This window comes from Bradyrhizobium sp. USDA 376 (assembly GCF_054063675.1).
In genome coordinates, this window is record NZ_JBSSGN010000001.1 from 8300748 (window position 1) to 8327395 (window position 26648).

At 63.7% G+C, this 26648-nt stretch carries 26 protein-coding genes and 1 pseudogene; 13 read left to right on the forward strand and 14 right to left on the reverse strand.

Features of this window, described 5'->3' with window-relative positions; genetic code table 11:
- The first annotated feature begins 148 nt into the window (after positions 1-148).
- Complete coding sequence (locus tag ACVJ19_RS39110; RefSeq protein ID WP_453954352.1) at positions 149-484, forward strand: cupin domain-containing protein; 336 nt, start codon at positions 149-151, stop codon at positions 482-484.
- 336 nt (positions 485-820) lie between these two features.
- The gene (locus ACVJ19_RS39115) at positions 821-1699 is read left to right on the forward strand and encodes a hypothetical protein (RefSeq protein ID WP_453954353.1); all 879 of its coding nucleotides are present in this window, start codon (positions 821-823) and stop codon (positions 1697-1699) included.
- An 83-nt stretch (positions 1700-1782) separates the two neighbouring features.
- Here ACVJ19_RS39115 and ACVJ19_RS39120 read toward each other — a convergent pair whose 3' ends face one another.
- The 3 genes and pseudogenes from ACVJ19_RS39120 to ACVJ19_RS39130 form a co-directional block, all read right to left on the reverse strand.
- On the reverse strand, positions 1783-2109 hold the full coding sequence (locus tag ACVJ19_RS39120) for a hypothetical protein (protein WP_453954355.1): 327 nt from the start codon (positions 2107-2109) through the stop codon (positions 1783-1785).
- 173 nt (positions 2110-2282) lie between these two features.
- Positions 2283-2783, reverse strand: a pseudogene (locus ACVJ19_RS39125) (ATP dependent DNA ligase); the annotation flags it as partial.
- A 112-nt stretch (positions 2784-2895) separates the two neighbouring features.
- The gene (locus ACVJ19_RS39130) at positions 2896-3084 is read right to left on the reverse strand and encodes a hypothetical protein (protein ID WP_453954356.1); all 189 of its coding nucleotides are present in this window, start codon (positions 3082-3084) and stop codon (positions 2896-2898) included.
- Between the two features lie 266 nt (positions 3085-3350).
- On the opposite strand from ACVJ19_RS39130, the gene ACVJ19_RS39135 reads away from it, so the two are divergent.
- Together ACVJ19_RS39135 and ACVJ19_RS39140 are read left to right on the forward strand one after the other, a co-directional pair.
- Entirely contained in the window at positions 3351-3530 is a 180-nt protein-coding gene (locus ACVJ19_RS39135) for a CsbD family protein (protein WP_453954357.1), read from the forward strand.
- A gap of 59 nt (positions 3531-3589) precedes the next feature.
- Positions 3590-4696 (forward strand): DUF305 domain-containing protein, encoded by a 1107-nt coding sequence (locus ACVJ19_RS39140; RefSeq protein WP_453954358.1) that lies wholly within the window; start codon positions 3590-3592, stop codon positions 4694-4696.
- Between the two features lie 39 nt (positions 4697-4735).
- Here the strand turns inward: ACVJ19_RS39140 and ACVJ19_RS39145 are convergent, their stop codons facing one another.
- Entirely contained in the window at positions 4736-5638 is a 903-nt protein-coding gene (locus ACVJ19_RS39145) for a GNAT family N-acetyltransferase (RefSeq protein ID WP_453954359.1), read from the reverse strand.
- Between the two features lie 207 nt (positions 5639-5845).
- Here ACVJ19_RS39145 and ACVJ19_RS39150 point away from each other — a divergent pair, with 207 nt between their 5' ends.
- Positions 5846-6196: a cupin domain-containing protein gene (locus tag ACVJ19_RS39150; RefSeq protein ID WP_453954361.1), complete on the forward strand. Its 351-nt coding sequence runs from the start codon at positions 5846-5848 to the stop codon at positions 6194-6196.
- Positions 6197-6209: 13 nt separating this feature from the next.
- Positions 6210-7667 (forward strand): NAD-dependent succinate-semialdehyde dehydrogenase, encoded by a 1458-nt coding sequence (locus ACVJ19_RS39155; protein ID WP_453954362.1) that lies wholly within the window; start codon positions 6210-6212, stop codon positions 7665-7667.
- A 32-nt stretch (positions 7668-7699) separates the two neighbouring features.
- Here the strand turns inward: ACVJ19_RS39155 and ACVJ19_RS39160 are convergent, their stop codons facing one another.
- Positions 7700-8974, reverse strand: a complete 1275-nt coding sequence (locus ACVJ19_RS39160) for an NAD(P)/FAD-dependent oxidoreductase (protein ID WP_453954364.1) — start codon at positions 8972-8974, stop codon at positions 7700-7702.
- 16 nt (positions 8975-8990) lie between these two features.
- A complete protein-coding gene (locus ACVJ19_RS39165; RefSeq protein WP_453954366.1) occupies positions 8991-9659 on the reverse strand; it encodes a haloacid dehalogenase type II in 669 nt (222 codons plus the stop codon).
- Positions 9660-9833: 174 nt separating this feature from the next.
- On the opposite strand from ACVJ19_RS39165, the gene ACVJ19_RS39170 reads away from it, so the two are divergent.
- From ACVJ19_RS39170 to ACVJ19_RS39195, 6 genes are all read left to right on the forward strand, one after another.
- Positions 9834-10676: a GNAT family N-acetyltransferase gene (locus ACVJ19_RS39170; protein WP_453954368.1), complete on the forward strand. Its 843-nt coding sequence runs from the start codon at positions 9834-9836 to the stop codon at positions 10674-10676.
- Between the two features lie 12 nt (positions 10677-10688).
- Complete coding sequence (locus ACVJ19_RS39175; RefSeq protein ID WP_453954369.1) at positions 10689-12065, forward strand: aminotransferase class III-fold pyridoxal phosphate-dependent enzyme; 1377 nt, start codon at positions 10689-10691, stop codon at positions 12063-12065.
- A gap of 273 nt (positions 12066-12338) precedes the next feature.
- The gene (locus ACVJ19_RS39180; protein WP_453954371.1) at positions 12339-13943 is read left to right on the forward strand and encodes an ABC transporter substrate-binding protein; all 1605 of its coding nucleotides are present in this window, start codon (positions 12339-12341) and stop codon (positions 13941-13943) included.
- 85 nt (positions 13944-14028) lie between these two features.
- Positions 14029-14979, forward strand: a complete 951-nt coding sequence (locus ACVJ19_RS39185; protein WP_453954372.1) for an ABC transporter permease — start codon at positions 14029-14031, stop codon at positions 14977-14979.
- Positions 14976-15830, forward strand: a complete 855-nt coding sequence (locus ACVJ19_RS39190) for an ABC transporter permease (protein WP_453954373.1) — start codon at positions 14976-14978, stop codon at positions 15828-15830. Before ACVJ19_RS39185 ends, ACVJ19_RS39190 begins: the two co-directional genes overlap by 4 nt.
- On the forward strand, positions 15827-17488 hold the full coding sequence (locus tag ACVJ19_RS39195) for an ABC transporter ATP-binding protein (protein WP_453954374.1): 1662 nt from the start codon (positions 15827-15829) through the stop codon (positions 17486-17488). The genes ACVJ19_RS39190 and ACVJ19_RS39195 overlap by 4 nt, the downstream gene beginning before the upstream one ends.
- Positions 17489-17500: 12 nt before the next feature.
- Here the strand turns inward: ACVJ19_RS39195 and ACVJ19_RS39200 are convergent, their stop codons facing one another.
- Positions 17501-17977: an Lrp/AsnC family transcriptional regulator gene (locus ACVJ19_RS39200; RefSeq protein ID WP_018642567.1), complete on the reverse strand. Its 477-nt coding sequence runs from the start codon at positions 17975-17977 to the stop codon at positions 17501-17503.
- Positions 17978-18212: 235 nt separating this feature from the next.
- On the opposite strand from ACVJ19_RS39200, the gene ACVJ19_RS39205 reads away from it, so the two are divergent.
- Entirely contained in the window at positions 18213-19538 is a 1326-nt protein-coding gene (locus ACVJ19_RS39205; protein WP_453954376.1) for an NAD(P)/FAD-dependent oxidoreductase, read from the forward strand.
- Positions 19539-19593: 55 nt separating this feature from the next.
- Here the strand turns inward: ACVJ19_RS39205 and ACVJ19_RS39210 are convergent, their stop codons facing one another.
- The 7 genes from ACVJ19_RS39210 to ACVJ19_RS39240 form a co-directional block, all read right to left on the reverse strand.
- Entirely contained in the window at positions 19594-20229 is a 636-nt protein-coding gene (locus ACVJ19_RS39210) for a response regulator (protein ID WP_018642565.1), read from the reverse strand.
- A 168-nt stretch (positions 20230-20397) separates the two neighbouring features.
- On the reverse strand, positions 20398-21027 hold the full coding sequence (locus tag ACVJ19_RS39215; RefSeq protein WP_453954378.1) for a response regulator transcription factor: 630 nt from the start codon (positions 21025-21027) through the stop codon (positions 20398-20400).
- A gap of 60 nt (positions 21028-21087) precedes the next feature.
- The gene (locus ACVJ19_RS39220) at positions 21088-22293 is read right to left on the reverse strand and encodes an ATP-binding protein (RefSeq protein WP_453954380.1); all 1206 of its coding nucleotides are present in this window, start codon (positions 22291-22293) and stop codon (positions 21088-21090) included.
- Between the two features lie 382 nt (positions 22294-22675).
- The gene (locus tag ACVJ19_RS39225) at positions 22676-22924 is read right to left on the reverse strand and encodes a hypothetical protein (RefSeq protein ID WP_453954381.1); all 249 of its coding nucleotides are present in this window, start codon (positions 22922-22924) and stop codon (positions 22676-22678) included.
- Positions 22925-22938: 14 nt separating this feature from the next.
- Positions 22939-23823, reverse strand: a complete 885-nt coding sequence (locus tag ACVJ19_RS39230) for an outer membrane beta-barrel protein (protein WP_453955298.1) — start codon at positions 23821-23823, stop codon at positions 22939-22941.
- Positions 23824-23919: 96 nt separating this feature from the next.
- Positions 23920-25185, reverse strand: coding sequence for an arginine deiminase (gene arcA / locus ACVJ19_RS39235; protein ID WP_453954382.1), 1266 nt, complete (start codon positions 25183-25185; stop codon positions 23920-23922).
- Positions 25186-25199: 14 nt separating this feature from the next.
- Positions 25200-26633: a basic amino acid/polyamine antiporter gene (locus ACVJ19_RS39240; RefSeq protein WP_453954383.1), complete on the reverse strand. Its 1434-nt coding sequence runs from the start codon at positions 26631-26633 to the stop codon at positions 25200-25202.
- Between the last annotated feature and the right edge of the window lie 15 nt (positions 26634-26648).

The following is a 26648-nucleotide window of genomic DNA, read 5'->3' on the forward strand; positions in this document are numbered from 1 at the left end:
GGCGCGGTGCGGCGTCGCAGAGTAATTTCCGGCCACTGCAGGCCTGCCCAAGAAACCTGAAACAGGAACGCTGGTTCCAAGACGCATCCGCGAGGAACAAGCAGGAGCCTGGCTTCTTAACCGGACAGAACGACGTCGGAGGTCCAGCATGGGCGACACCACGATCAAGAAAGTTTCGGCCAGCCACTCTCCAGTCGGGGAGATGGGACAAACGTACCTGGTCTCCGGAAAGCACGTTTCAATGCGCTTGTGGCAGAACGAGGCGCCGCAACAGGGCGCGACGACGCAGCGAGAATACGAGACTGTTGGCTATGTCATTGCGGGCCAGGCCGAGCTCACGCTTGAAGGGCAAACGATCAATCTGAAACCCGGCGATTCCTGGCTCGTTCCAGCGCAGGCAAAGCACGCCTACCGGATTCAGAAGACCTTTACCGCGATCGAGGCGACAGCACCGCCGGCGCAGGTGCACGGGCGCGACGATTGATCAGTCGCGCCGAAGCGCGAAGTGCACCGACCAAGCTGTCATTTCATGACGCTCCTCGCGCCAATCATATGGCCTTGGATATAGCCGGCAGGCCGCCTCCTCTGCTGAAAGGTACGTAACTCTGACCGCGCCATGAAACGACTGTACCGCCACGGGGCGTGACGTCGTGTGGGCGGCCTTCCTGGATCGCCACCGGCCTGATTAGGAACCCCCGCGACAACACCGAATTGGTACCGCACAATTCGGAGGATTTCATATGAATGGGATTATCTATCTCGTCGGGTTGATCGTGATCATCATGTTCATCCTGTCTCTGTTCGGCTTGCGGTGACAACGATGGAAACGCTGGTTTCAGCCGGACAAGCGACGGCGCTCGAGCAAGACCGAGTGCCACCGTGGAGTTTGCAATGGACGCCTGTCGTTGCCGGCGCTTTGGCGGCATCGGCGCTGTCCCTGATCCTGATCTCGTTTGCGACCGCTCTTGGGCTTGGTGTCGCTTCGACGGCTCCGACCTGGCGGGACACGTCGTTTGCGCTTTGGCTGCTCTCGGGCGTCTACCTGATCTTTCAAGCCCTCATCAGCTTCGGTTGTGGCGGCTATTTTGCCGGACGCATCCGGGCGCCCTATGCCTCCGTCAACGAGGACGTTGCAACCCGTGACGGGATGCATGGCGTTGCCTCCTGGGCGCTTGCCGTCGTGATCGGCGCCGTCCTGGCCGCCTTGGTTGCATCGGTGGCCAGCAAGCCGTCCTCAACGATGCAGGCGCCTTCGGCTTCCGCACCTTCGGTTCTCAGTTTCGAGCTCGATCGCCTGTTCCGCGCGCCGCGTCGGCCGCCGAACGTCGATCTGAGCGCCGAACGAGCCGAAGCTGCCCGCATCCTGATGACGTCGTCCAGCCATAGTGGCGTTGCGACCGACGATCGCGCCTACCTCGTCCAGCAGGTCACCGCGCTCACAGGCCTGACCGGACCGGATTCAGAGAAGCGGGTCGACGCGACGATTGCGAACGCCAAGCAAGCCATTTCCAGGGCGCGCGCGGCGAGCATCATCCTGGCTTTTTCGGCAGCCGCTGCACTGCTGTTTGGAGCGGTTGCCGCCTGGGCTGGCGCCGCGGCAGGCGGACGGCACAGGGATGGTGCGCCACTTTCCGCCTGGATGACGCATTCGAACCGCTGGTCAAGCCGCCCGGCCGAGACGCCGCAGTCCATGCCCTAGGGCGAATTGAAGGACGATCGCAAAAAAGGGCGCTCCGGTAACGGGGCGCCCTCCTTCATCAGAACAACGACAGGCGAACCCAGTCAGCAGCCCTCGTCGTCGGCAGCGGTTGACTTGCTGGCGTCCGCCGCAGTGGACTTGGTCGATTGCTCGGCCGCCGTCGGCTGGCTTTGCATCTGACGCTGGGCATCCTGCGACGAGGCCGCGGTACCCTCGGTCGCCTTCTTCATGGCCTCGGTCGGCGGATGCTCCTTGGCATTGGATGAAGCAACTCCCGTCGTTTCACCGGCCTTCCCTATTGTCACCGGCCCGGAGCCGGCATCGCGGCTGGCCGTATTGCAGGGCCCGCCGAGCGCGATCGTCGAACTGAGCACGAGCAGAGCGCCGGCCAACATTGACTTTTGAAACATGACAATCTCCTTCCTCGCTTTCACCGGCTAGTGCTTGGCGGAGCCGGGTTCCGCCATCTTGCGATGCTGCTTGGCGAGCGTCGCCGCAGGCGCGACAGCACCTGCGCCTCCTCCCTCCGATATCTGCGCTCTCAACGTCCTCCCGCACCCCACGTTCCAGCGCAGGCTCGCCGCTATCGCTCATCCGTCTTCGCGTCTCTTGCCTTGGGTCGCTTCGCTGATTTCTGCCGAAGCTGATCCATGCGGCATTGCGAAGGCTTCTTGTCCGGGCGCCAGCGCAGGATCTTCGTGCCGTGACGAAACCGGTCGCCGGACACATGATCGTAGCAAACCTCGACGACGTGAACCGGTCGCACGGGCTGCCACTCGGCAGATCGCCTGGTCGACCATCGGCTGGGCCCGCCCGGGGTCTTGCCGGTGAAGCTGCTCTTGCCGATGATCTTCTCGAATTTCTCGGTGAGGCCAGGCCTGTCGGACGCCTTGATCGCCGAGGTGAAGCCGACGTGATGCAGGCGGCCGGCGTCATCATACAGCCCAAGCAGCAGCGAGCCGATCACCTTCCGTTTGCCCTGCTTCTTCTCGCCATATCTGAAGCCGCCGATCACGCAATCGGCCGATCGCAGCAGCTTGATCTTCTGCATCCCGTCCCGCGCGCCGCTGCGATAGGCGAGGTCGTATTGCCATTGCGCCCCGCGGGGAAGCTCGGTGACGGATTCGGCTTCCATCGGCTCCATGGTCAACACTCGCAAAACGCCTTGATCAGCGAGACGTTGTTCGTTCGCACCCTCACGCGGGCTTGGCAGGATGTGCCGTGCGCGGATGACGGTCGTGCAGCAGTCGCGCGAGCGCTTCCCGCTCCGAGGCGCGCCCCTTCATCGCCGTCTCGAACAGTGCCTCCTGGACGTCGCGCGGCATATCACCCCACACGTCCATGGCGGCCTGGCCCAGCAGATAAGCGAAGCGTTCGTCGGCCATGTCGACCCTCCCTCTCATGCCTGAGGATAGGAACTGCAGGCACCTGCCCGCGTTCCATGCCTCGATCCTGCTCCGGGCCAATGAAGGCGTCGTTATCGCGCTCGAGATCCGGTAGCCGCGCGAGGAACCATTGGAGCGCCACCGAGTCTCACCAACGCCTCCGGCACCATCCCCCCTGCTGCCGGAGGCAGACTGGACGAAACCGCAGCCCCGGCGCTCAGCCCCCTTCATGCGCCGGGGTCGCGGCGTGAGCTCGGAGGCCGGCCATGGGCAAGACGAAGGGTTTGCAGCAACGGATCGTCGGTAAAGCCAAGCAGGCCGTCGGTGAGGTCATCGGAGACCAGGATCTGCACGAGGACGGCAAGACGCAAGCGCAGCGTGGCCGCGAAGAACAGGACAAGCCGAGCGAACTCAATCCGTTCAAGAAGCTCAACAAACTCACGTGAGTGCGACCGCGCCGCCCGCCGCTTCAGCCGGGCCGACCGAGGCAAGCGCAGCGGCGCGCATGACGAGCCAACGCCGTTCGCGCTGGATCGCCGCAATCGAGCTCGGCCTGATCAGCAGTACGTTTTCGACAATCGTCAGCCAACTGTTCGCGGCGCGGATCGGCCGTGATGCAACGGTCGATTGGATGACGGTTGCCGCCATTTCGGCGGGCGATTGGGCCATCACTGCCGAACCATCGTGGGGCGCGATCCTCGCAGGAATCGCCTTTCACCAATGGGCGGACTTCTCCTGGGTGCTGCTGTTCTTCGGCGTGCTCGGCCGCTGGACGGCGAACCTGCGGCCGCTGACGATCCTGCTGCTCGCGATGCCGTGGGCAGTGTTCTCCTCAGGCATGGAGTGGCTCCTGCTGGTCCCGCTGTTTCCGTTCTGGCAGCCGCTGTTCACGCTGCAGCAGCCGTACTGGATCGGGCTGCTTGTCCATGGCTCGTCGGCGGTGATGTATCCTCTGTTTGCTCGGCTGCGCTGGGCACACGGTAACGTGCCGAGGCAGGACTTGCGTTTCACCAATGCCTGGATCACGGGGGCGCTCGTCGTCATCGCTCTGCTCGGAGCGGTCGCGCTGTTCGGCAGTCACGGTTACGAGCCGCCGTGGCTTGGTTACGACAGGGATGCGGACCAGACCTATATTCGCTATATGACCGCGCACCACGCCCAAGGCATCGAACTGGCACGCCTCGGCGCCGAACGCGCCAACGATCCGCATCTGCGCAAGCTCGCGACGCTGATGGTCGCAAGCCAGACCGGCGAGAGCCGGATCTTCGAGAACTGGTGGCTGAGCTGGTTCGACACGGAGATGCCGGATTGCGACGCGCAGGAACGTGCTGCGATGCCCGGCTTCCTGACGCCGGCGGAGATGCGGCTGATCAAGACAGCGTCGCCCGGCCAATTCGACACGACGTTCGTCGAAAGCATGAGCAGGCATCACAAGGGGGCGGTCAAAATGGCCGACCAGATGTGGCATAGCCGCGGCGATCCGCGTCTTCGGGTCATGGCTCATGCGATCCGCCACGCGCAGCAGGGCGAGATCGCGCTGATGCAAGGCGCGAGCGGCCTCGCCGCGGTCACCACGGGTTTGCGCAACATGCTCGGCGACAACGTCAATTGAGTGCCGGGGGCTTCGGCGATCTCGTCAGGGTCGACGTTCTTAGCCAAGCGCCTGGCTTGCGAGCGCGTAGGTTACAGGTGTGTCTCCGGAGCGATCGTTGGGATCACGAAACGCTCCGCCAAGCGACATCGTCGTGACGGTGTCGAAAAAGACGAGGCCACAGCGGGCCAGGAAGGAACAGAACTCACCGTCGGTCAGATGCGTGTCGATCCTCAGAAACTGTCCTTCGTGAGCCGCGACATGCGGCGCGACGACCAGGATCGCATCCTCGTCGCTCGATGCGACGACAGGCCCCACGACGTGCCCTCGCCCGAACGGGCGACACATTGCGAACGCTTCGAGACGACCTTGCCGATAGAGTCCGAACCCGGCGGATTGTCCGAGAAGCGCCGCAAGCAAATCGAGGCGCGAGGCGCCAAACGCCTGTTCATCCAGTTGAGCGATGGCCGGCAGGTCCTTCCGAGCCAGCTCCCGCAGCTCGCCACCTTCGGAGGGACTCGGCACCTCGCCGGACCACTGTGCCTCGCCCTGCCGCTGGAACACCGTTCGTTCGCGACGAAAGCCGAGCGAGAGATAGAGCTTGCGCGCTGCATGCGTGGCATTGAGGCGGAGATTGCGTCCCTTGGCGGCGGACAGAATGCGCTTCATGAGCCACTGGGCCGTGCCAAGCGCCTGAAGACGGGGCGAGGTGATGACCATGCCGACGGTGGCAAAATCCGCCCCATGGGGAAACCACATGGCCGATCCCAGGACCCGCCCGATTTCATCATGAACGACGATGCCGTGGCCGGCGTCACGCAGAAACTGCCAGTCCTCCGGGCGGTGCGGCCAGCCGACGCCGATCGAGAGGGTGTAGAGTTGGTCGAGCTCGACCGTGTCGATGTCAACCGCACGCGCATCGAATGCGTCGATCGTCAGCGAACGGGTCGTGCGGGACTTCATGTCTCCCCCTGATCGGCCTGACATTGGTCGCGGTAGCGCCTTCCGAGGTCGCTCCAGAGCCGCTGTGGCGCTCAGCATAACCGAGCTTCGCCGCAGATTACGTTTCAGAACAGCCATCTGGCAAAACAATCCACCAAATCGCGATTGCATTCGGCACCGGATGGAACGCCGCTCCGATAACATCGCGCAATCTGAGAGGAGCCCAACTTGCTGCTGAAACGGATTGATCCCAACCCGACGTTCGCCCCGGAGGAATCCGGCCCAATCCCGGAGCGGCTCATTGCCGGCGCGCCGCGCTTCAAGACCTGGGCGCAGGACGAGGCCAAGGGTGAGCTGGTGCATACCGGCGTGTGGGAAGCGACGCCGGGCGAGACGCGCTCGATCAAGGGCGAGACCTTCGAATTCTGCCACATCCTCGCCGGCCGGATCGAGATCACGCCGGATGGCGGAGAGCCAATCACGTTCAAGGCCGGCGACAGCTTCGTCATGAAGCCCGGCTTCACCGGCGTTTGGAAGACCATCGAGACCGTCCGCAAGATCTACGTCACGGTATCATGACAAGGCGCAACAGATGCAGAAACTGATTGACCAGCAACTCTTCCGCCAGCAGGGCTTGATCGGCGGCCAATGGCAAGCGTCGCTCTCGGGCGCGACGATCGACGTGATCGACCCGGCGACGCAATCCGTTCTGGGGACCGTGCCGGATATGGGACGGGACGACACGCGCGCCGCCATCGCCGCGGCCGCGAAGGCTTACGCGACCTGGCGCACGAAGACCAATGCCGAGCGTGCCGCGCTTCTGGAAGCCTGGCATGGCCTCATGATCGCGCATCTCGACGACCTCGCGCGCATCCTCACTCTCGAACAGGGCAAGCCGCTGGAGGAGTCCAAGGGCGAGATTCGCTACGGCGCCTCCTTCGTCAAATGGTTCGCGGAGGAAGCCCGGCGGATCGGTGGCACCACGATTCCCTCGCCCACTCCGGACCGGCGCATCGTCGTGCTCAAGGAACCGGTAGGCGTATGCGCGATCATCACGCCCTGGAATTTCCCGAACGCGATGATCACCCGCAAGGTCGCGCCGGCGCTTGCGGCGGGATGCACCGTCGTGATCAAGCCATCGGACTTCACGCCCTATTCGGCGCTGGCTCTCGGCGTGCTGGCCGAGCGCGCTGGAATTCCCGCCGGCGTGATCAACATCGTCACCGGACTGCCGAGCGAGATCGGCGCCGAGATCATGGCCAACGAAACGGTGCGCAAGATTTCGTTCACCGGCTCAACCCGCGTCGGCTCGCTGCTCATGCGCGGTGCCGCCGACAGCGTCAAGCGTGTGAGCCTCGAGCTCGGCGGAAATGCGCCCTTCATCGTCTTCGACGACGCCGATCTCGACCTCGCGGTCGAGGGTGCAATCATGTCGAAATTCCGCAATGGCGGCCAGACCTGCGTCTGCGCCAACAGGATCCTCGTGCAGGCCGGCGTTTACGACGCCTTCGCGGACAAGCTCGTCGCCCGCGTCAAGATCATGAAGGTGGGATCGGGCTTTGAGCCGGGCGTGGCGATCGGACCGATGATCAACGAAGCGGCGATCAGCAAGATCAACCGCCATGTCGCCGATGCGCTGTCCAAGGGCGCCCGTATCGCCGCCCAGCCCGCGACCTTGCCCAAGGGTTCCCAATTTACGGCGCCGATCGTGCTCACCGAGGCAACCACCGACATGGTGCTGGCGCATGAGGAGACATTTGGTCCCGTCGCGCCCCTCTTCCGCTTCGAGACCGACGACGAGGCGATCGCCATCGCCAATGCGACGCCCTTTGGCCTTGCCGCCTATTTCTATACGCGAGACCTGAAGCGGTCCTGGCGCGTTGCGGAGACGCTCGAAGCCGGTATGGTCGGCCTCAACACGGGCATGGTATCGACCGAGGTGGCCCCGTTCGGCGGCATCAAGCAATCGGGGCTGGGGCGTGAGGGCGCGCAGGTCGGGATCGAGGAATATCTAGAGACCAAGGCCTTCCACATTGGTGGATTGGGCTAAGCAGCAGTGGGCGAAGGGCGCAGCCCTTCGCCCTACTGAACGCGATCGAGCATCTTGTAGTACATTCCCACCAGCGGCAGGAACCACGGCTTGCCGAAGTGACCGGGCACCGCAGGCCAGTCGAGGCCCTTCATCGGATTTCGGTCTTCGCGTCCGAGCATCGCATCGGCAATGATCATGCCGAGATGGGTCGACAGCTGCGCGCCGTGACCGGCATAACCCATCGCATACCACAGCCCGTCCTGATAGCCGGCCCGCGGGAAGCGGTCGCTGGTCATGTCGACGAGCCCGCCCCAGCAATAGTCGATCCCGATGCCCGCGAGCTGCGGGAAGAGTCGCGTGAGACCGTCGACGAGAATGGCGCCGCTCTTTGCGTCGGAACGCTGGTCCGAAGTCGCCGAGAAACGCGCCCGTCCGCCGAAGATCAGACGATTGTCGGGCGCGAGGCGGAAATAGTTGCCGACATTCATCGACGTGACGCAAGTGCGGTTGCCTGGCATGGTGGCCGCGATTTCGGCCGCATCCAGTGGACGGGTCGCGATGATGAAGCTGCCGACGGCGACGAGGCGCCGCCGGAAGTAACCAAAGTTGGGCGTGGTGTAGGCGCCGGTCGCCAGCAGCACCTGATCGGCGGTGACGCTGCCACGCGGCGTCGTCAGGCGATGGCGCGATCCTTCGCGCGCTTGCGCGGTGACCGGTGCCTGCTCGAAGACGATCGCGCCGCGGCGCTTGGCGGCCTCCGCCAGGCCGACGCCGTAGCGTCCCATATGCATCATCGCGCTCTTCTTCGAGAGCATCGCGCCAAAGAAGGGTGAGCCGATCTCCGCGCCGAGATCCCGAGCGGACAGCAATGCGGTGTCCGGATCAACCTCGCGATGGACCGCTTCGAAATTGCGCGCGATGGCGTCGAGATGCTTCGGCTTGGAGGCGAGCTTGAGCTTGCCGGCGCGGCGAAAATCGCATGCGATCCCCTCCTCCGCGATCAGCGCCTCGAGCGTGTCGATCGAAACGTCGAGCGCGTGGTAAAGCGCGACGGCTCGCTCCTTGCCCAATTCCGCCTTGGCGGCGAGATAGCTGTGGGCGAGACCATTGTTGAGATGCCCGCCGTTCCGGCCCGATGCGCCGCCGATCACCCGGTCCGCCTCGAGCACGACGACCTTCGCTCCCGCCTTGGCAAGCTGGCGCGCAGCTCCAAGGCCCGTGAAGCCACCGCCGATCACCGCAACGTCATAATGCCCTTCGACGGGACCTTCGGCGCCGCCGGAAAAGCGCGGTGCGGTATCGTGCCAATAGGAGACGTATTTCACCGCAGATCCCGCCGGCTCAGAGCCCGAACACGCGCGGCAGGCCGCCGATGTCCTTGATCTCGACATAGCCGTAATAGGGGTTGGCAGGTTCGTGCCCCCGATTGACCCACACCTTGTTCTTGATGCCGAGGTCGTGCGCGGTCATCAGGTCGTAGCGGAAGGACGAGGAGCAGTGCACAACGTCCTCAGGCCCGCAACCCAGCGTATCGAACATGAATTCGAAGCCTTTCATGCGAGGCTTGTAGGATCGGGCCTGTTCGGCGGTGAGCGCGGCGTGAAAAGGCGCCCCGAGCTTGGCAACGTTGGACGGCAGCTGCGCATTCATGGCGTTGGAGAGGATGACGAGCGGAATCTCCTTGGCGACCTTGGCAAGACCGGCGGGAACGTCGGGATGCGGTCCCCAGCTCGGCACGCGGTCATAGACCATCTGCCCGTGCTCGGACCTGAAGGCGACGCCGTTGCGCTTGCACGCACGCTCCAGCGCGTTGTGGATCACGTCGGCATAGGGCTTCCAGTCGCCGAGAATCTCGTCGAGCCGATACGCCGCGAAATCCCGCACCAGCGCGGCCATTTGCGGTTCAGGAAGATGCGCGCGATAGAGATCCTGCGCCGCTTCCGCCATCTGGAAATTCGTCAGCGTGCCGTAGCAGTCGAAGGTCACGTATTTCGGGCGAAACTGGCTCATCATCCTATCCTGGTGCGCCGCGCAATGTCAGGGCTGCAACAATAGAATGTCAACGCGGCATAAGATGCGGCTTTTTTCGCCGGCTGCGGTGGAAGATATCGTTCGCGCCCGGCCCTTCAGACGATCTGCACGTCGCCGAGATAAGAAACTGGTGCCGGACAGGAACACGAGTCAATGACCCAGAGCACCATATCGCTCACGGCCCTTCGCCCCGATCATCTCGAGGGCGCGTTGCGTCTTTCGCGTCAAGCCGGATGGCCGCACCGCCTCGCGGACTGGCAATTGGCGCTCGATCTTAGCGCGGGATTCGTCGCCCTGGATATGGATGCTTCAACCGTTGTCGGAACGATCCTGATGACGCCCTACAAGCGGGATGTCGCAACCGTCAACATGGTCATCGTCGATGAAGCTGCCCGCGGCCGTGGGTTGGGGCGCCAGCTCATGGAAGCCATCATCGAGCAGGCGGGATTGCGTGCGCTGAGGCTGGTCGCGACCGGCGAGGGCCTGCCGCTCTATCAAAAGCTGGGCTTTTGCCGGACCGGAACGATCATCCAGCACCAGGGAACGGTCTTGCCCGTCGCAGCGCCCGCCGATGTCCGGCCGGCCAGGTCGCACGACATCTTCAGCATCCTCGCGCTCGACAGAAGCGCATTCGGCGCCGACCGCAGATGCCTGCTGCGGACGCTTGCAGAGGTCGGCCAGCTGGCCGTGCTCGATCGTGGCCATGGGATCGCTGGATTTGCGGCGTCGCGCACCTTCGGCAGAGGTGAAGTGATCGGACCTGTGGTTGCAGCCAATGTCGATGACGGAAAAGCTCTGCTCAGCTTCTTCATGGCCCGGAGCGAAGGGCGTTTCGTTCGCGTCGATACTGCCGAAGCTTCGCAATTGAGCGCCTGGCTCTCGGAGCAAGGCCTGGTCCAGGTCGGCGACGGCATCGCCATGCAGCGCCCCGTCGCGGTGCCATCCAGCCCCTCCCCGTTCACGACATTCGCCCTCGCCAGCCAGGCTTTTGGATAGACGGAGACTTTGATGCTTAGCAATTCGCTCATCGAGCTCGACCGGGCTCACCTCATCCACCCGGTCGCATCCTACCGGGGTCACGAAGCGGCCGGCGTCAAGGTGCTGAAGTCGGCCAGGGGAGCGACCGTGACGGACGCTTCCGGACATCAGCTGATCGACGGCTTCGCCGGACTCTGGTGCGTCAATGCCGGCTACGGGCACGAGAGCATCGTTGCAGCCGCTGCCAGCCAGTTGCGGGAGCTTCCCTACGCGACGGGCTACTTCAGCCTCGGCTCGGAGCCCGCGATCCGGCTTGCGGCCGAATTGGCGCAGCGCGCGCCCGGCGATCTCAACCATGTCTATTTCACGCTTGGCGGCTCGGATGCCGTCGACAGCACGGTCCGCTTCGTCCGCTATTATTGGCACGCGCGGCGCGAGCCGCTGCGCGAGCATTTCATCTCGGTCGAACAGGGCTATCACGGGTCTTCGACCGTCGGTGCCGGGCTGACGGCCCTGCCCGCCTTCCACGCCGGATTCGGCGTGCCGCTCAGCTGGCAGCACAGGATCCCCTCGCACTATGCCTATCGCAATCCGGCCGGCGAGGACGACGACGCCATTATCGCCGCCTCGCTCGCCGCGCTCGACGCGAAGATCGAAGAGATCGGCGGCGCACAACGCGTCGCCGCGTTCTACGCCGAACCGATCCAGGGCTCGGGCGGCGTGCTCGTACCACCAAAGGGCTGGATGAAGGCCATGCGCGCGCGGTGCAAGGCGCATGGCATCCTCTTCGTCGCGGACGAGGTCATCACCGGGTTCGGCAGAACCGGGCCGCTATTCGCATGCAGCGAGGACGACATCATCCCCGACCTCATGACGGTCGCGAAGGGATTGACCTCGGGATACGTCCCGATGGGCGCTGTCTTCATGTCGGATCACGTCTACGACACGATCGCCGATGCGGCGGGCTCCAGCGCCGTCGGCCACGGCTACACCTACTCCGCCCATCCGGTCAGCGCCGCGGTCGCCCTGGAAGTGTTGCGCCTCTACGAAAACGGCCTGCTCGAGAACGGCACGAGGGCGGGTGCCCGTCTGATGGCCGGCCTTCAATCGCTCAGGGATCATCCCCTCGTTGGAGACGTGCGCGGCCGCGGCATGCTGGCCGCGCTCGAGCTCGTCACCGACAAGCAACGCAAGACGCCGCTTCCTGCCGCGGCAGAGCCGGCAAAACGCATCTTCGACCGGGCCTGGAAGAACGGCCTCGTCATCCGGGCTTTCCCCACGGGCGTACTGGGTTACGCCCCGCCGCTCTGCTGCTCGGAGTCGGAGATCGACGCCATCATCGAGCGCACCGCCACGACGCTCGACGATACGCTGGCTGATGCCGAAGTTCGCGCCGCACTGCGATAATAATAGGCATGCACAACGAGGCGGCTGGACGCAGGCTCGAAATACTAGAAACAGAGACATCTTCGCAATTTTGTGCCGCTGCCCGCGGTTTTTTCGGCCAAAGCCGCGGGACTATCCTGCGAGACTTCGATCGCGGGAAAGAATGCAGTCCTGAGTGGAGACGCGGCAACGTCGTTACGACAGACCGCGCCAGCATCCACCACAACGGCGCGGGAGAACAATCCGCCGCTCACCGCAACACGAGTCGTAGCCTTAATCAGCGAGGGGATTGACATGAGCGACACGACGAACTGGTCCCGTTCAGACGATGCCACGATCGAGAACGCCATTCGGCGCGGGGCTTCGCGCCGCGATCTTCTGAAGCTGATGCTCGCCAATGGCATCGCCATGGCTGCAGCCGGCACGATCTTCGGCCGCGCGTCGGACGCGGTGGCGGCGACGCCTGTGAAAGGCGGAGCCCTGAAAGCCGCGGCCTGGTCCTCGTCGACCGCCGATACGCTGGATCCGGCCAAGGCCTCGCTCTCGACCGATTATGTTCGCTGCTGCTCCTTCTACAATCGCCTGACATTTCTCGACCAGACCGGCGTGCCCCAGATGGAGCTCGCCGAATCGATCGAGAGCGGCGATGCCAAGACCTGGACGATCAAGCTCAAGAAAGGCGTCACCTTCCATAACGGCAAGGAGCTGAGCGCCGACGACGTCATCTTCTCGCTGAAGCGCCATCTGGACAAGGCAACCGGATCGAAGGTCGCTGCGATCGCGTCCCAGATGACCGACTTCAAGGCCGTGGACAAGAGCACCGTCGAGGTGACGCTGGCGAGCCCCAACGCGGACCTGCCGACGATCCTGTCCATGCATCACTTCATGATCGTGGCCGACGGCACCACCGACTTCTCCTCGGGCAACGGGACCGGCGCCTTCACGTGCAAGCAGTTCACCCCCGGCGAGCGCTCGATCGGCGTGCGGAATCCGAACTACTTCAAGGCAGGCCCGAACGTCGATTCATTCGAGTTCTTCGCGATCCCCGATGAAAACGCCCGGATCAATGCCCTGCTGTCCGGAGACATTCATCTCGGTGCCTCGATCAACCCGCGATCGGTCCGCCTCCTCGACGGCAAGGATGGCTTCGCGCTGTCCACGACCACGTCGGGCACCTACACCGACCTGAACATCCGCATGGACATGGCGCCCGGCAACATCAGCGATTTCGTGGAGGGCATGAAATACGTGATCAACCGCGAGCAGATCGTCAAATCGGCCCTGCGCGGCTTCGGTGTCGTCGGCAATGACCAGCCGGTGTCGCCCGCCAACGCCTACCACAATGCGGCCCTCAAGCCGAAATCGTTCGATCCGGACAAGGCAAAATTCCATTTCCAGAAGGCCGGCGTGCTCGGTCAGACCATCGAGGTCATCGCTTCCGAGGCGGCCGGTTCGTCGATCGACATGGCCATGATCGTCCAGGCAAGCGCCGCCCAGATCGGCATGAAGCTCGATGTGAAGCGCGTGCCGTCCGACGGCTACTGGAGCAATTACTGGCTGAAGGCGCCGATCCATTTCGGCAACATCAATCCGCGTCCGACGCCCGACATTCTGTTCTCCCTGCTATACAAGTCTGATGCGCCGTGGAACGAGAGCCGGTTCACCTCGGAAAAATTCGACAAGATGCTGCTCGAAGCCCGTGGCTCGCTCGATCAGGCCAAGCGTCGCGCGATGTACAATGAGATGCAGGTCCTGGTGTCGGAGCAAGCCGGCACCATCATTCCGGCCTACATCTCTAACGTGGACGCCATCAGCGCCAAGCTGAAGGGACTTCAGCCCAACCCGCTCGGCGGCATGATGGGCTACGCCTTCGCCGAATACGTCTGGCTGACCGCCTGACCGGCACAGGGCGAGGTCGCGGCACGGGGGCCGGAATCGGAACCCGAGCTGACCAAAATGAGCGGCGTGGCGTGGGAGGACGAATGTGAGAGGACAAGTTTCGTCGCTCGTGGTGAGGCGGCTTCTCATCGCCTTGATCACACTCGTGATCGTTTCCTTCGCCGTCTTCTTTGCCACCACGCTCCTGCCGGGCGATACGGCCACGATTCTGCTCGGGCAGTCCGCGACACCTGAAGCCGTCGAGGGCCTGCGCAAGGCAATGCATCTCGACGATCCCGCGATCATCCGCTTCCTGAGATGGATCGCCGGTCTCTTCCAGGGCGATTTCGGCAAGTCCTACGCAAACAATGTCCCGGTCGCCGCTCTGATAAGCGGACGGTTCGTCAACACGATGAAGCTTGCAGGATTGACCGCTGCGATTGCCGTGCCGCTCGCGCTGACGCTCGGTATCACCGCTGCGATGTGGCGCGGCACGCTGTACGACCGCATCGTGACCGTCGGGACCATCGGCATCATCTCGGTGCCGGAGTTCATGATTGCAACGCTGGCGGTGCTGCTCTTTGCGGTCTACCTCAAATGGCTGCCGGCCCTGTCGCTCACCAACGAGGTCAAGTCGTTCCATGACCTGGTGCGGATCTACGCGATGCCCGTCATGACGCTCACATTCGGCGTTTCGGCGCAGATGATCCGCATGACCCGCGCCGCCGTGGTTGAGACGTTGAACACGCCCTATGTCGAGATGGCGCTGCTCAAGGGCGCCTCGCGCCCGCGGCTCGTACTGCGACATGCGCTGCCCAATGCGCTTGGCCCCATCGTCAATGCGGTTGCGCTCTCGCTGTCATACCTGCTCGGCGGCGTCATCATCGTGGAGACCATCTTCAACTATCCCGGCGTGGCCAAGCTGATGGTCGATGCCGTTTCGACCCGTGACCTGCCGCTGATCCAGACCTGCGCGATGATCTTCTGCCTGGGTTATCTGGCGCTGATCACGGCCGCCGACATCATTGCCGTCCTGTCCAATCCGAGGCTCCGATGACGAATCCGACCTCGTCAGGCCGGCTCAGCATGCGATTGGGCTATCGCTTCAATCTCGTCGGCGTCTCGGCCCTCGGCATCATCCTCCTCTGGGCCGGCATCGCCCTGTTCGCTCCGCAGATCATCCCGCATTCCGTCGGCGAGATCGTCGATACCGACTATTTCGGTCCCATGAGCCGGGAGCTGTGGTTCGGCTCCGACTATCTCGGCCGGGATATCTTCTCGCGCATCCTGATGGGCGCGCGCTACACGCTTGGCATCTCGCTTGCCGCCGTCTCCATTGCCTGCTTCAGCGGCGTCGCGCTCGGCATGACTGCGGCAGTCGCCGGAGGGTGGTTCGACAGCATGCTGAGCCGGTTTCTCGATGCGCTCAACTCTATACCCAGCAAGCTGTTCGGCCTCGTCGTGGTCGCCGCGGTCGGCTCGTCGATCCCGGCACTCGTTGCGACGCTCTCGGTGATCTACACGCCCGGCGCCTATCGTTTCGCTCGCGCCCTCGCCGTCAACGTCAATACCATGGACTTCATGGTGGTCGCCCGTATCAGGGGCGAACGCCTGCCCTATCTCATCGCCTCAGAGATTCTTCCCAACATTCTCGGTCCCGTGCTCGCCGATCTCGGCCTGCGCTTCGTCTTCATCGTGCTGCTGCTCTCCGGCCTGTCCTTTCTCGGGCTCGGCGTGCAGCCGCCCTACGCGGACTGGGGCGCACTGGTTCGCGAGAACATCGGCGGGCTGCCCTTTGGCGCGCCGGCGGTGGTCTTCCCGTCGCTCGCGATCGCAAGCCTCACCATCAGCGTCAACCTTCTGATCGATAACCTGCCGCGCAAAATCCGCGACCGGAGCGCCGAATGACGGGAAACCTCGTCGAAATCCGCAATCTCAGGGTCGAGGCGACGACCGACGCCGGCAGGCGGGTCGAGATCATCAAGGGCGTCAGCCTCGACATTGCCGAAGGCGAGATCGTCGCCCTCATCGGCGAGAGCGGCTCGGGCAAGACCACGATTGCCATGACGCTCATGGGCTACGCCCGGCAGGGCTGCGCGATCACCGGCGGCGAGGTGCGGGTGGGCGGCGTCGACATGGTGAAGCTGTCGGAAGCGGAACGCGCCGGCATTCGCGGGACGAGCGTCGCCTATGTGCCGCAGAGCGCTGCGGCCGCCTTCAACCCTGCGCTCACCATCATGGATCAGGTCATCGAGGTGGCGCGGATCCACAGGCTCATGTCGGCCGCCGAAGCACAGGCGAAAGCCCTCTTGCTGTTCAAAGCCCTGTCGCTGCCTGAGCCCGAAACGATCAGCAACCGCTACCCGCACCAGGTCTCGGGCGGTCAGCTGCAGCGCCTCGCCGCCGCGATGGCCCTGATCGGCCAACCGAAGGTGGTCATCTTCGACGAACCGACCACGGCGCTCGATGTCACGACGCAGGTCGAGGTGCTGCGGGCGTTCAAGTCCGTCACGGCGCAGCACAACATCGCCGGCGTCTACGTCTCGCACGATCTGGCCGTGGTCGCCCAGATCGCCGACAGGATCGTCGTGCTCAAGGACGGTACGGTCCAGGAGATGGGGACGACCAACGATATCCTCGAGGAGGCCCAGCACCCCTACACAAAGGAGCTGCTGGCCGCGTTCAGGCCAAAGACCCAGCAGCGGCAGCCTGACGACGAGGGCGCGACAAAGCGCCCGTTGCTAGAGGTCGACAATCTCACAGTCGGCTACGGACCTCGCACGCGCGATGGACAGCCGCTGATCACTGCCGTGCAGGCCGTCAGCCTCAAGCTGGATCAAGGGCGGAATCTCGGCATCATCGGCGAGTCCGGCTGCGGCAAGTCGACGCTTGCCCGAGCGATTGCCGGAATCCTGCCGGCTCATGCGGGCGACATCGTCTTCAACGGGCGCGAATTGGGAAAGGCCGGCCGCAACCGCACCCGCAACGAGCTCCGCCAGATCCAGATCGTGTTCCAGCATGCGGACACCGCGCTCAACCCGGCAAAGTCGGTGGAAGACATCCTGAGGCGTCCCCTCACCTTCTATCATGGCATGAGGGGCAAGGCCCGCGATGCGCGCGTCAGCGAGCTGCTCGATCTGGTCCGGCTGCCCAAATCCGTGCGGCATCGATTGCCGGGAGAGCTGTCAGGCGGCCAAAAGCAGCGGGTGAATTTTGCCCGGGCACTCGCCGCCGAGCCGACGCTCATCCTGTGCGACGAGATCACGTCGGCTCTCGATACGGTCGTGGCGGCCGCCGTGGTCGAGCTGCTGAAGGAGCTGCAGCGTGAGCTCGGCATCTCCTACATCTTCATCAGCCATGACCTGTCGGTGGTCGAGGCGATCTGCGACGAGATCATCGTGATGTATCGCGGTCAGAAGGTCGAACAGATCGCGTCGACCCGCCTGGCAGCACCGGAGCACCCTTATACGCGGCTGCTGTTCTCTTCGGTGCCCAAGCTCGATACCGGCTGGCTCGACAATCTGGAACAGGATGCCGACCAGGTGCGGGCCTATTGCCATCCGTAGGCGCAGCCGGCATCAAGCCGGAAACAGGCTGGTCAGCGGCATCTGCGAACGGACGATGGGCGACTTGAGAACGACGAAGCTGAAATACTTGTCGATGCCGATATCCATGTCCGTCAACCGCTCCATGATCGTCTGGTACTCGCCGATGCTCGCGGTGACGAACTTCAGCATGTAGTCGTAGCCTCCGGAGACCAGATGGCATTCGATCAGCTGATCGACCTTGTCGACCGCCGACAGGAAACGAGCGAAGTCGATCTGTCGATGGTTCTTCAACGTCACTTCGGTGAACACCGTCAGCGTCTGTCCCAGCTTGCGCACGTTGATCTGGGCGGCATACCCCTCGATGTAGCCCTCGGCCTGCAGCCTCTTCACGCGCATGAGGCATGGGCTGGGCGACAGGTTCACCAGCTCGGCGAGCTCGACATTGGTGATGCGACCGTTCTTCTGGAGTTCGTGGAGGATCTTGATGTCGATCCGGTCCAGCTTCATTGGTGACTCTCCATTGAGCACGCGCCGGAAGGCGCAGCAGAAAATTTGGTAAAATGCACCGAAAGCTCACTCAGCCTGCACCTATCGTCCACCACTGACATCATATCCTTCGAGTAGAAGGCAGTTTTGTAGCGCAGTGACGATACAGCATAAAATGCTGGCCCGCCATCGAATCCAGCGCCGCCTGCGCCGATGCGCGACCTACGCTGCGACGAGCGAAATCTAGGAAGCCAGGATGCCCGCCCCACTCAGCCACATCGAGACCTCGCCGGAGCTGCCCCGTGCCGCCGACGTGGTGGTCATCGGAGGCGGCATCGTCGGGGTGTTCGCGGCCTACTATCTCACCCTGCGAGGGTTCAGCGTCGTCCTCGTGGAGAAGGGGCGAATCGGAGCCGAGCAGTCCAGCCGCAACTGGGGCTGGTGCCGGCAGCAAAATCGCGATACCCGCGAGTTGCCGATGGCGACCAAGAGCCTCGACCTGTGGGAGAGCTTTGACGCCGAAAGCGGCGAGAGCACGGGCTTCTCCCGCTGCGGCCTTCTGTATCTCAGCAATGACGAGGCCGAGCTCGACGGCTGGGCGCGCTGGCGCGACTTCGCGCGAACGGTCGGCGTCACCACGCACATGCTCGATGCAGCCGCAGCGACGCAGCGCGGTGCGGCGACGGGACGCGCCTGGAAGGGTGGCGTCTTCTCCCCGACCGACGGCATCGCCGATCCCGGCAGGGCTGCGCCGGCGGTGGCGCGGGCGATACTCAGGCACGGGGGCACCGTGCACCAGATGTGCGCGGCGCGCGGGCTGGAGACCGAGGGCGGCCGCGTGAGCGCCGTCGTGACGGAGCGCGGCACGATTCGCACGCGTGTCGCCATACTGGCAGGCGGCGCGTGGTCCTCCTCCTTCTGCCATCAGGCCGACATCCGTCTTCCGCTCGCCTCGATTCGATCGTCCATTCTGTCCGTCTCGGGGGATGCAAAAGGCCTGCCGGACGCGCTCCACACTGCCGCTGTCTCGGTGACGAAACGCGGCGATGGCGGTTATACACTCGCCATCAGCGGCCGAGGCCGCGTCGATCCGACCGCGCAGCAATTGCGCTTCGCGCCGCAATTCCTGCCGATGTTTCGGCGGCGCTGGCGCAGTCTGCTCCCGGGCGGCCTCGAAGGCGTCAGGTCCGGACACGAAACGCTCCAGCGTTGGCGCGCGAGCGAGCCGACACCGATGGAGCGCATGCGCATTCTGGATCCCGCGCCCGATCAGAACACGATCGAGCTCACCCATCGGCGCGCGCTCGAGTTGTTGCCCGCCCTGAAGGACACCAGGATCACCGCCGCGTGGGGCGGCTACATCGACTCGACGCCCGATGGTGTGCCGGTCATCGGAGAGACCTCCGGCCTGCCTGGGTTGATATTGGCCGCCGGCTTCAGCGGCCACGGCTTCGGCATCGGTCCAGGAGCCGGGCACCTCATCGCGGATCTCGTGACTGGCGCCGCGCCGATCGTCGATCCCCAACCCTATCGGCCGGACCGCTTTGCCGGACTTGCGGTCGGAAAGGTCTCGGACTTCTAGATAAGGTCGTCATACGCCCCCAAAACTGCACTTGGCGCGGCACATCAGCATCCGTTCAGGGCGAGACCAGCTTCTTGCGTACGGCATAGCGCACCAGCTCGGCGGTGGACGACATCCTGAGCTTGCGCATGGCCGAGGCGCGATGGGTCTCGACGGTCTTCACGCTCAGATTCAGGATCGCGCTGATCGACCTGTTGGTATTCCCTTCCGCGATCAGCTGGACCACGCTCTGCTCGCGTGACGTCAGCAGCATGTCGGCCCGGTTCTGCTTGTTCGCCTGGTAATCGTGAAGCAGCTTTTCCAGGAGAACGCTGGTGAAGTAGGGCCTGCCGTCGAGCAAGGCCTCGATAGCTGAAATCAGGTGCTTGCGGGCATCGGACTTGAACAGGAAGCCGCGAATGCCGGCCAGGATGGCCTCCGTCAGGAGTTCCTCGCTTTCGTGCATGGTCAGAATCAGCACCTCGGTTCGCACATGCAGCGTCCTGAGGCGACGGCTGACCTCCAGGCCGTTCATGATCGGCATGGAGTAATCGACAATCACGATGTCCGGTCGGGTTTCGAGCGCCAGCGCGACGGCCTGCTCGCCGTTGGTGGCCTCTCCGCTCACGATCCAGTCGGAACGCGTTCCAACGATCGCGCGAAGGCCGGAACGTACGATTTCATGATCATCCGCAATCAAGATGCGTTTCACGACATCGTTCCCGTTTGCCGGCTCCTATCCGACCGGGCGGACAACGGCAGTGACCGGCCGTAAGGTCGAACGATCATACGGCGCCCTGCGGCCAGCGTTATCCAACAAAACCCTGAGATGTCCCGGCGAAGGTACTGACGCCCAGGGTCGGCTCGCCGATATCACCGTTCAGGCCTCGATCAGCCCGGTCCGGACCGCATACCGGACGAGGCCTGCCGTCGAATTCACCTCGAGCTTGCGCATCGCAGCCGCCCGATGCGCCTCGGTTGTCTTGACGCTGAGATTGAGGATCGCGCTGATCCCCTTGTTGCTGTAGCCTTCCGCAACCAGCTTGACCACGAGCTGCTCGCGCGCCGTCAGCTCGTGATGCCGCTCGCCGTTGGCACCCGACCCGCGGTCGAATTCCGTCACGCAGCTCGTGGTGCAGAATGGCCGGTGCAGCAGCAACGCTTCGACCGCCGCAAGCAGCAGCTTGTTCGCGTCCGACTTCACCAGGAACGCACGCGCGCCGGCCTCGAATGCCTGCTGCGCGATCAGGCCCGAATTGTGCACGGTGAAGATCAGGATCTCGGTCTGCAACGGATGGTCCTTGATCCGCCGCGCCGCCTCCACGCCGGTCATGCGGGGCATCGAGAAATCGAGGATGGCGACGTGAGGCTGGCTCTCGATCGCCGCAGCGACCGCCCGGCCGCCATCGGTGACCTCGGCGACCACCTCCCAATCCGCCCGCTGTTCGAGCACCGCCCGCAAGCCAGAACGCACCGCTTCGTGATCGTCGGCTATCAGAATTCGTTTCATGGCAGCACGCTCCAAATCCTTCACGGCGGTCCGGCCGCCCTTCCGGCCTGCCGCCGCGGGCTAATGTTCTTTCGCTGATCGTGTGCCTGCGTGGGCCCTCATGATGGTCGTGGTGCTTCGCCGATTCCGCCTGTTCGCCGCGAGACGGCGCGGAAACATCGCGCACAGGACGGTTCCGGAAAGTGGCGCGGTCCGGCTGGACCGGATGTCGAGCGTACCTCCGATCTCATGCAGCCTCACCCGCATGGCGGGAATGCCGACCCCGGTCGATACGGCCTTGTGGCCGCGCCCGACCGCGTCGGGAAGACCGCGTCCATTGTCGCTGATCGTCAGCACGAAACGGCCCTCGGCGAGGCAGACGACGATCGCCACCTCCGTCGCCTTGGCATGGCGGAAGACGTTCGTGAGACCCTCCTGAACGACGCGCAGCAGCGAACGCTTCGTTTCATACGGCAGCCGATCGATATCCGGCACGATGTTCACGGTCACACGCAAAGAGGTGCGCGCCGCAAATCCTTCCGCGTATCGCTCGATCGCAGCCTTCAATCCCTCACCCGCCAGATTCCGCGGATGCAGGAGATAGGCAAAGGCGCGGAGCTCCCTGAGCGCCTCATCGATCGACGCGTCGATGTCGTCGCAGAGCCGCTCCGCCAGGGCGGCGTCGCCCAGATTGCTCCGCATCCGCATCAGGCCGAGGCTGGCGGCGATCAGATGCTGACAGGTCGAATCGTGCAGATCGGAGGCGATCCGTTGCTGGATGCCTTCCTGAATGGCGAGCAGGCCGACGTCGATATCGAGCCCGTCATCGCATGCGGCGGCGTGCTCCAAAGCACCGTTGCGCAGCTCGCGGTGGCTGCCGATCAACCGGACCACACCGCCGTCCACGATCGGCGTGACCGTCGTTTCCATCGCCCGTGGCGACCCGCCGAGCGAGAGTCGCTGGCGGATCCTGACCTCCGTTCCCTCCGCGAGGCCCGCCCGAAGCGCCTCGCAGACGGACCTTGCGTCGTCCGCACTCATGCAATCGAAAACGTCCATGTCGCTGACGTCTTCCGACGATACGCCGAGCTGAGACTCGAATGCCGGATTGATTCCTTCATAGGCAAAGTGTCCGCGGAAAGACGGGCGCGCGACGAAGAGAAGATCTGCCGAAGATATCCAATAGAGCTCGTCGATCGATTCTTGCGAACCTATGCGCAGCCAGTTCTTCAGACCGGTTCGATCCGACTCGCTGTCGGGGCAGCCATGTGGCTTCACGGTACGCACTCACTCTATTCCGGCGACGCCCGATATTGGCGACGATATCGCAGGTCCCCTCCCCGCCCCACCGGCGAGACATCCGCCACCGGATCCGGAAGACGCACGCCGTTGGGGCTGACCAATCATACACCCCGCCGCGCGGCCACACCATCAGGTAGTATTATTTCCAGATTGAAATCTCGAATTCGTGAGGCATGCGTTCTGCGGCGGGCGCTATGCAGTTTGTGCCACGCCCGCGACATCAAATCCGATGCAACAGAGATTCAAAATCAAGATGCGGATGGCCGCGAGGGCACTGTGGCAACGCGGTTGCACCGATACGCAGCAGTACGCCTGCCGCAATTCATCAGCATCATTCCCGGCCCGCTGGGCACGATGCGCGACCGGCCTAGCGGCTGCTGCTGGTGCCTGACTTCTTCTTCCTCACTGCCTTCGCCGCTGGTGCGGGGCGAGTCGGCGCGATATCGAGGGGATGCGACGGCTGCTGCAGACGGTGCGTTGCGGCATCATCCCGAAGCGCATCGGTATCGAGACGCTGGCCTCGATCCACCGCATCGCGCGGATCGGCGAGCGCCACCGATGCCGACAGACTTCCGGCGACGATGCAGGTCAGCGTCAACAGGCGTCTTGCGGGCATCTTTCAGGTCTCACTCAAAAGGCGAAATCCAGGCGAGGGCCGATGCGAACATCCCTGTACCGCCGCAGCGGAACGTTCGATGTTCGCGCTTCGTATAGCACGGTGGTCGTGAGCGCCACATTGCTGGCGAAGTTATACTTCACGCCCACATCAACCGAATAGAGCTGATCCTGACGCCCGCTGTTGAGCCCATCGGTGAACCAGTAGGCCTCGAACAGCGGTGTGCTCACGATGGACCATCTGGGATCGAGCTTGACCTCGATACCGAGCACGGCGTCAAAGCGCCAGCGGCGCGCTTCCGCGAGGTCCGAGAACCGATAGGTCAGCAGCAGCAGCGGCGAGAAAATCGTGTTGTCGATGCGGAAGTCGCGCGCCACCGAGCCCATCACATCATGGGACGTGAATGCGAGGTCGCGGTAGACCCCGTCGAAATCGTATCGGTTTTCGTAGATGGCGGAGAAGCGCCAGCCGTTCCAGTTCTCGGTCAGACGCGCGCCCATGCGCGCCACGGCGAAATTGCCATCCTTCTCCCGCGAAAAGGCTTCGTACTGGGCCCGCGCATAGAGCCGGTAGGACAGGTCGTTGGTGAGGTTTCCGTCGAGCCTGACACTGACGTCCGGCTCGTAGTAGATGTCCGACTTGCGGTTGTCGCGGGTGAAGAGCGCGTTGTCGGTGAAGGTCGGCGAGATGGAACCGACGACGCTCCAGGACGGTGCGGAATAGTAGGGTACAGCGGCAATCGGGCTCGTCTTGAACTCGGTGAGATCAAGGTCCGCCGCCCCGGCCGTGCCCGCACTGAGTAAGCCGAGGATGGGCAAGCCGACGACCGGCAGAAGGAATCCAGAGCTTCGCATGGCGCCCACCTCCGATGCTGCTGCGCAGACCGGGTTTCGCGTCACGCTGCGCAACGATTGTGGCGTGTTAATGTCACAATTTTAAATCACTGGTTGATGCGATCAATCAGCGTTCGGTGGCGGCCGCAAAGTCACGTACGCCTAGTAGTCAACCGCGTCCCTGATGATCGGGCATGTCATGCAATGGCCGCCGCCGCGCCCCCGTCCGAGCTCCGCGCCGACGATGGTGATCACCTCGATCCCCTCCTTGCGCAGCAGCGTGTTGGTGTAGGTGTTGCGGTCATAGGCGAACACGACGCCCGGGGATGCGCAGACGAGATTCGCGCCACTGTCCCACTGGGTTCGCTCGCGCAGATAGGCATTCCCGCCGGTCTCGACGACACGCAACTTCTTCAGGCCGAGCGCGTCTGCGACGACGTCCACGAAGGGCTTCTCGTCCTTGCGCAACTCGAGGCCTGCCGGATTGTCGGCCGGCCGATACGAGAATGCGGTAATGTTGTTGACGATATCGGGATAGAGCAGCACGCAATCGCGGTCGGCGAAGGTGAAGACGGTATCGAGATGCATCGCCGCGCGGAGCTTGGGCATCGCGGCCACGATCACCCGCTCGGCCGCCTTCTTCCCGAACAGCGCCGCAGCAAGCTGGCTGATCGCCTGCCTCGAGGTCCGCTCGCTCAGCCCGATCAGAACGTTACCCTTGCCGATCGGCATCACGTCACCGCCTTCCAGCGTGGCGAGGCCGTGATCCTGCGTCGGATCTCCCCACCAGACATTGACCTTGCCGGCGAAGTCCGGGTGGAACTTGTAGATGGCCGTGGCGAGGATCGGCTCTTCATGGCGCGCCGGCCAGAACAGCGAGTTCAGTGTCACGCCGCCATAGATCCAGCAAGTGGTATCGCGCGTGTACAGGGTGTTCGGAAGCGGCGGCAGCAGATATTCGGTCATGCCCGCCGCTTCACGGATCAGCCTGAGCATCTCGCCGCCATGGGCCTCGGGAAAATCGTGGGTCGACAATCCGCCGATCAGGGTCTCCGCCAGCTCACGAGGCTTGAGGCTTTCCAGATAGCTGCGCAGCTCGTCGATCAGCCCGAGCCCGACCTGATTGGGAACCACCTGGTTGTCGAGAATCCACTTCCTTGCCTCCGGAATGGCGACGGTATCGGTGAGCAGGTTGTGCATCTCGACGACATCGATGCCGCGGTCACGCATCTTTTGCACGAAGTCGAAATGATCGCGCTTGGCATTGTCGACCCACAGCACATCGTCGAACAGCAAAGTATCGCAGTTCGTGGGCGTGAGGCGCTGATGCGCGCGGCCTGGCGAGCAGACCATCACCTTGCGCAGCTGACCGACTTCCGAATGGACACCGAACGGGATCCTTGAATCCGACGCCTGTGCTGTCGCCATGGGAGGTGCCTCGCCTAGATGGTGATGTAGCCGGTGGCCAGGCCATGAATCCCGATCACGGCGCCGATCACGGCCACGATGAAGATGACCCAATCGATCGAAGTGAAGATCTTCGCCTTTTGCTGGAGGCGCGCCCAGAAATACAGCGCCGTGCCAGGAGCGTAGAGGATCGCCGACAGGAGCAGATATTTCATCCCGGCGGCATAGATCAGGAAGAGCGTGTAGACGACGGCGATGCCGGTGAAGACCAGGTCACGCCTGCGCGCGTCCGGGCTCTTTTCGTAGGTCTCGCCCCGCTTGACCAGCAGGAGCCCGTAGGCGGCGACCAGGAAAAACGGAATGAGGTTCATGACGCTCGTCAAATTGAGCATCAACGCGAAGGCGTCCCGCGACCAATAGGTGCTGATGACGAACAGCTGCACGACGATATTGGTGAGCCAGAGCGCTGCGGCCGGCACCCTGTTGGCGTTTTCGGTGCCGAACACGCGCGGCATATCCCTGGTCCGGCCGGCGGCGGAGAGCACCTCGGCGCAGATCAACGACCAGGCGAGATAGGCTCCGAGCACCGAGACCAGAAGTCCGATGCTGACGAAGACGGCGCCCCAATGCCCTACCACCGCCTCCAGCACCGTCGCCATCGACGGCTGCCGCGCGTCGGCGATCTCGGCGCGCGGCAGCACGGCATAGGGCAGCATGGTAACGAGCACCATGAGGCTCGTGACCACCGCGAAGCCCATGATCGTCGCGGCACCGACATGGGACCGCTCCTTGGCGTAGCGGGAATAGACGCTGGCGCCCTCGATCCCGAGAAAGACGAACACCGTGACCAGCATGGTCGCGCGGATCTGGTCGAACAGACCCTTGTCCGGCATCCCCTCGCCGCCCCAGAAATTGGCGCGGAACAGGTCGGCCTTGAAGGCAAACGCCAGGATGACGATGAAGATCAGGATCGGCACGATCTTGGCGATGGTGACGATGGTGTTGATCGCGGCGGCCTGTTGCACGCCACGCAGGATCATGAAGTGGAACAGCCATATCCCGATCGAGGCGACGACGATCGCGGTAACCGTATTGCCGTCGCCAAACACGGGAAAGAACGCGCCAAGCGTCGACTTGATCAGGACCCAGTAGGACACGTTGCCGATGCAACTGCCGATCCAGTAGCCGAGCGCCGACAGGAAGCCGGGATAGTCGCCGAAACCTGCCTTCGCGTAGGCGTAGACGCCGGCATCGAGATCCGGCTTTCGCTCGGCCAGAGTCTGAAACACGCGCGCCATCGTGTACATGCCGCCGCCTGCGATGCACCAGGCGAGAATGGCGCCAAACGGGCCGGTGGCGATGCCGAATGTCCGCGGCAGCGAGAAGATGCCTGAGCCGACCATGGAGCCGACGACCATTGCCGTCAGTGCGAACAACGAAAGCTTTTGGGCCGTTGGCGTCGCAGTCATGGGGAGACCTCGAAC

What these genes read in the sequence shown, in the direction of transcription:
- ACVJ19_RS39110 (WP_453954352.1), top strand. Translation starts at nt 149, where the DNA reads ATGGGCGACACCACGATCAAGAAAGTTTCGGCCAGCCACTCTCCAGTC.
- ACVJ19_RS39115 (WP_453954353.1), top strand. Translation starts at nt 821, where the DNA reads ATGGAAACGCTGGTTTCAGCCGGACAAGCGACGGCGCTCGAGCAAGAC.
- ACVJ19_RS39120 (WP_453954355.1), bottom strand. Translation starts at nt 2,109, where the DNA reads ATGTTTCAAAAGTCAATGTTGGCCGGCGCTCTGCTCGTGCTCAGTTCG.
- ACVJ19_RS39130 (WP_453954356.1), bottom strand. Translation starts at nt 3,084, where the DNA reads ATGGCCGACGAACGCTTCGCTTATCTGCTGGGCCAGGCCGCCATGGAC.
- ACVJ19_RS39135 (WP_453954357.1), top strand. Translation starts at nt 3,351, where the DNA reads ATGGGCAAGACGAAGGGTTTGCAGCAACGGATCGTCGGTAAAGCCAAG.
- ACVJ19_RS39140 (WP_453954358.1), top strand. Translation starts at nt 3,590, where the DNA reads ATGACGAGCCAACGCCGTTCGCGCTGGATCGCCGCAATCGAGCTCGGC.
- ACVJ19_RS39145 (WP_453954359.1), bottom strand. Translation starts at nt 5,638, where the DNA reads ATGAAGTCCCGCACGACCCGTTCGCTGACGATCGACGCATTCGATGCG.
- ACVJ19_RS39155 (WP_453954362.1), top strand. Translation starts at nt 6,210, where the DNA reads ATGCAGAAACTGATTGACCAGCAACTCTTCCGCCAGCAGGGCTTGATC.
- ACVJ19_RS39165 (WP_453954366.1), bottom strand. Translation starts at nt 9,659, where the DNA reads ATGAGCCAGTTTCGCCCGAAATACGTGACCTTCGACTGCTACGGCACG.
- ACVJ19_RS39170 (WP_453954368.1), top strand. Translation starts at nt 9,834, where the DNA reads ATGACCCAGAGCACCATATCGCTCACGGCCCTTCGCCCCGATCATCTC.
- ACVJ19_RS39175 (WP_453954369.1), top strand. Translation starts at nt 10,689, where the DNA reads ATGCTTAGCAATTCGCTCATCGAGCTCGACCGGGCTCACCTCATCCAC.
- ACVJ19_RS39180 (WP_453954371.1), top strand. Translation starts at nt 12,339, where the DNA reads ATGAGCGACACGACGAACTGGTCCCGTTCAGACGATGCCACGATCGAG.
- ACVJ19_RS39190 (WP_453954373.1), top strand. Translation starts at nt 14,976, where the DNA reads ATGACGAATCCGACCTCGTCAGGCCGGCTCAGCATGCGATTGGGCTAT.
- ACVJ19_RS39195 (WP_453954374.1), top strand. Translation starts at nt 15,827, where the DNA reads ATGACGGGAAACCTCGTCGAAATCCGCAATCTCAGGGTCGAGGCGACG.
- ACVJ19_RS39200 (WP_018642567.1), bottom strand. Translation starts at nt 17,977, where the DNA reads ATGAAGCTGGACCGGATCGACATCAAGATCCTCCACGAACTCCAGAAG.
- ACVJ19_RS39205 (WP_453954376.1), top strand. Translation starts at nt 18,213, where the DNA reads ATGCCCGCCCCACTCAGCCACATCGAGACCTCGCCGGAGCTGCCCCGT.
- ACVJ19_RS39215 (WP_453954378.1), bottom strand. Translation starts at nt 21,027, where the DNA reads ATGAAACGAATTCTGATAGCCGACGATCACGAAGCGGTGCGTTCTGGC.
- ACVJ19_RS39225 (WP_453954381.1), bottom strand. Translation starts at nt 22,924, where the DNA reads ATGCCCGCAAGACGCCTGTTGACGCTGACCTGCATCGTCGCCGGAAGT.
- arcA (WP_453954382.1), bottom strand. Translation starts at nt 25,185, where the DNA reads ATGGCGACAGCACAGGCGTCGGATTCAAGGATCCCGTTCGGTGTCCAT.
- ACVJ19_RS39240 (WP_453954383.1), bottom strand. Translation starts at nt 26,633, where the DNA reads ATGACTGCGACGCCAACGGCCCAAAAGCTTTCGTTGTTCGCACTGACG.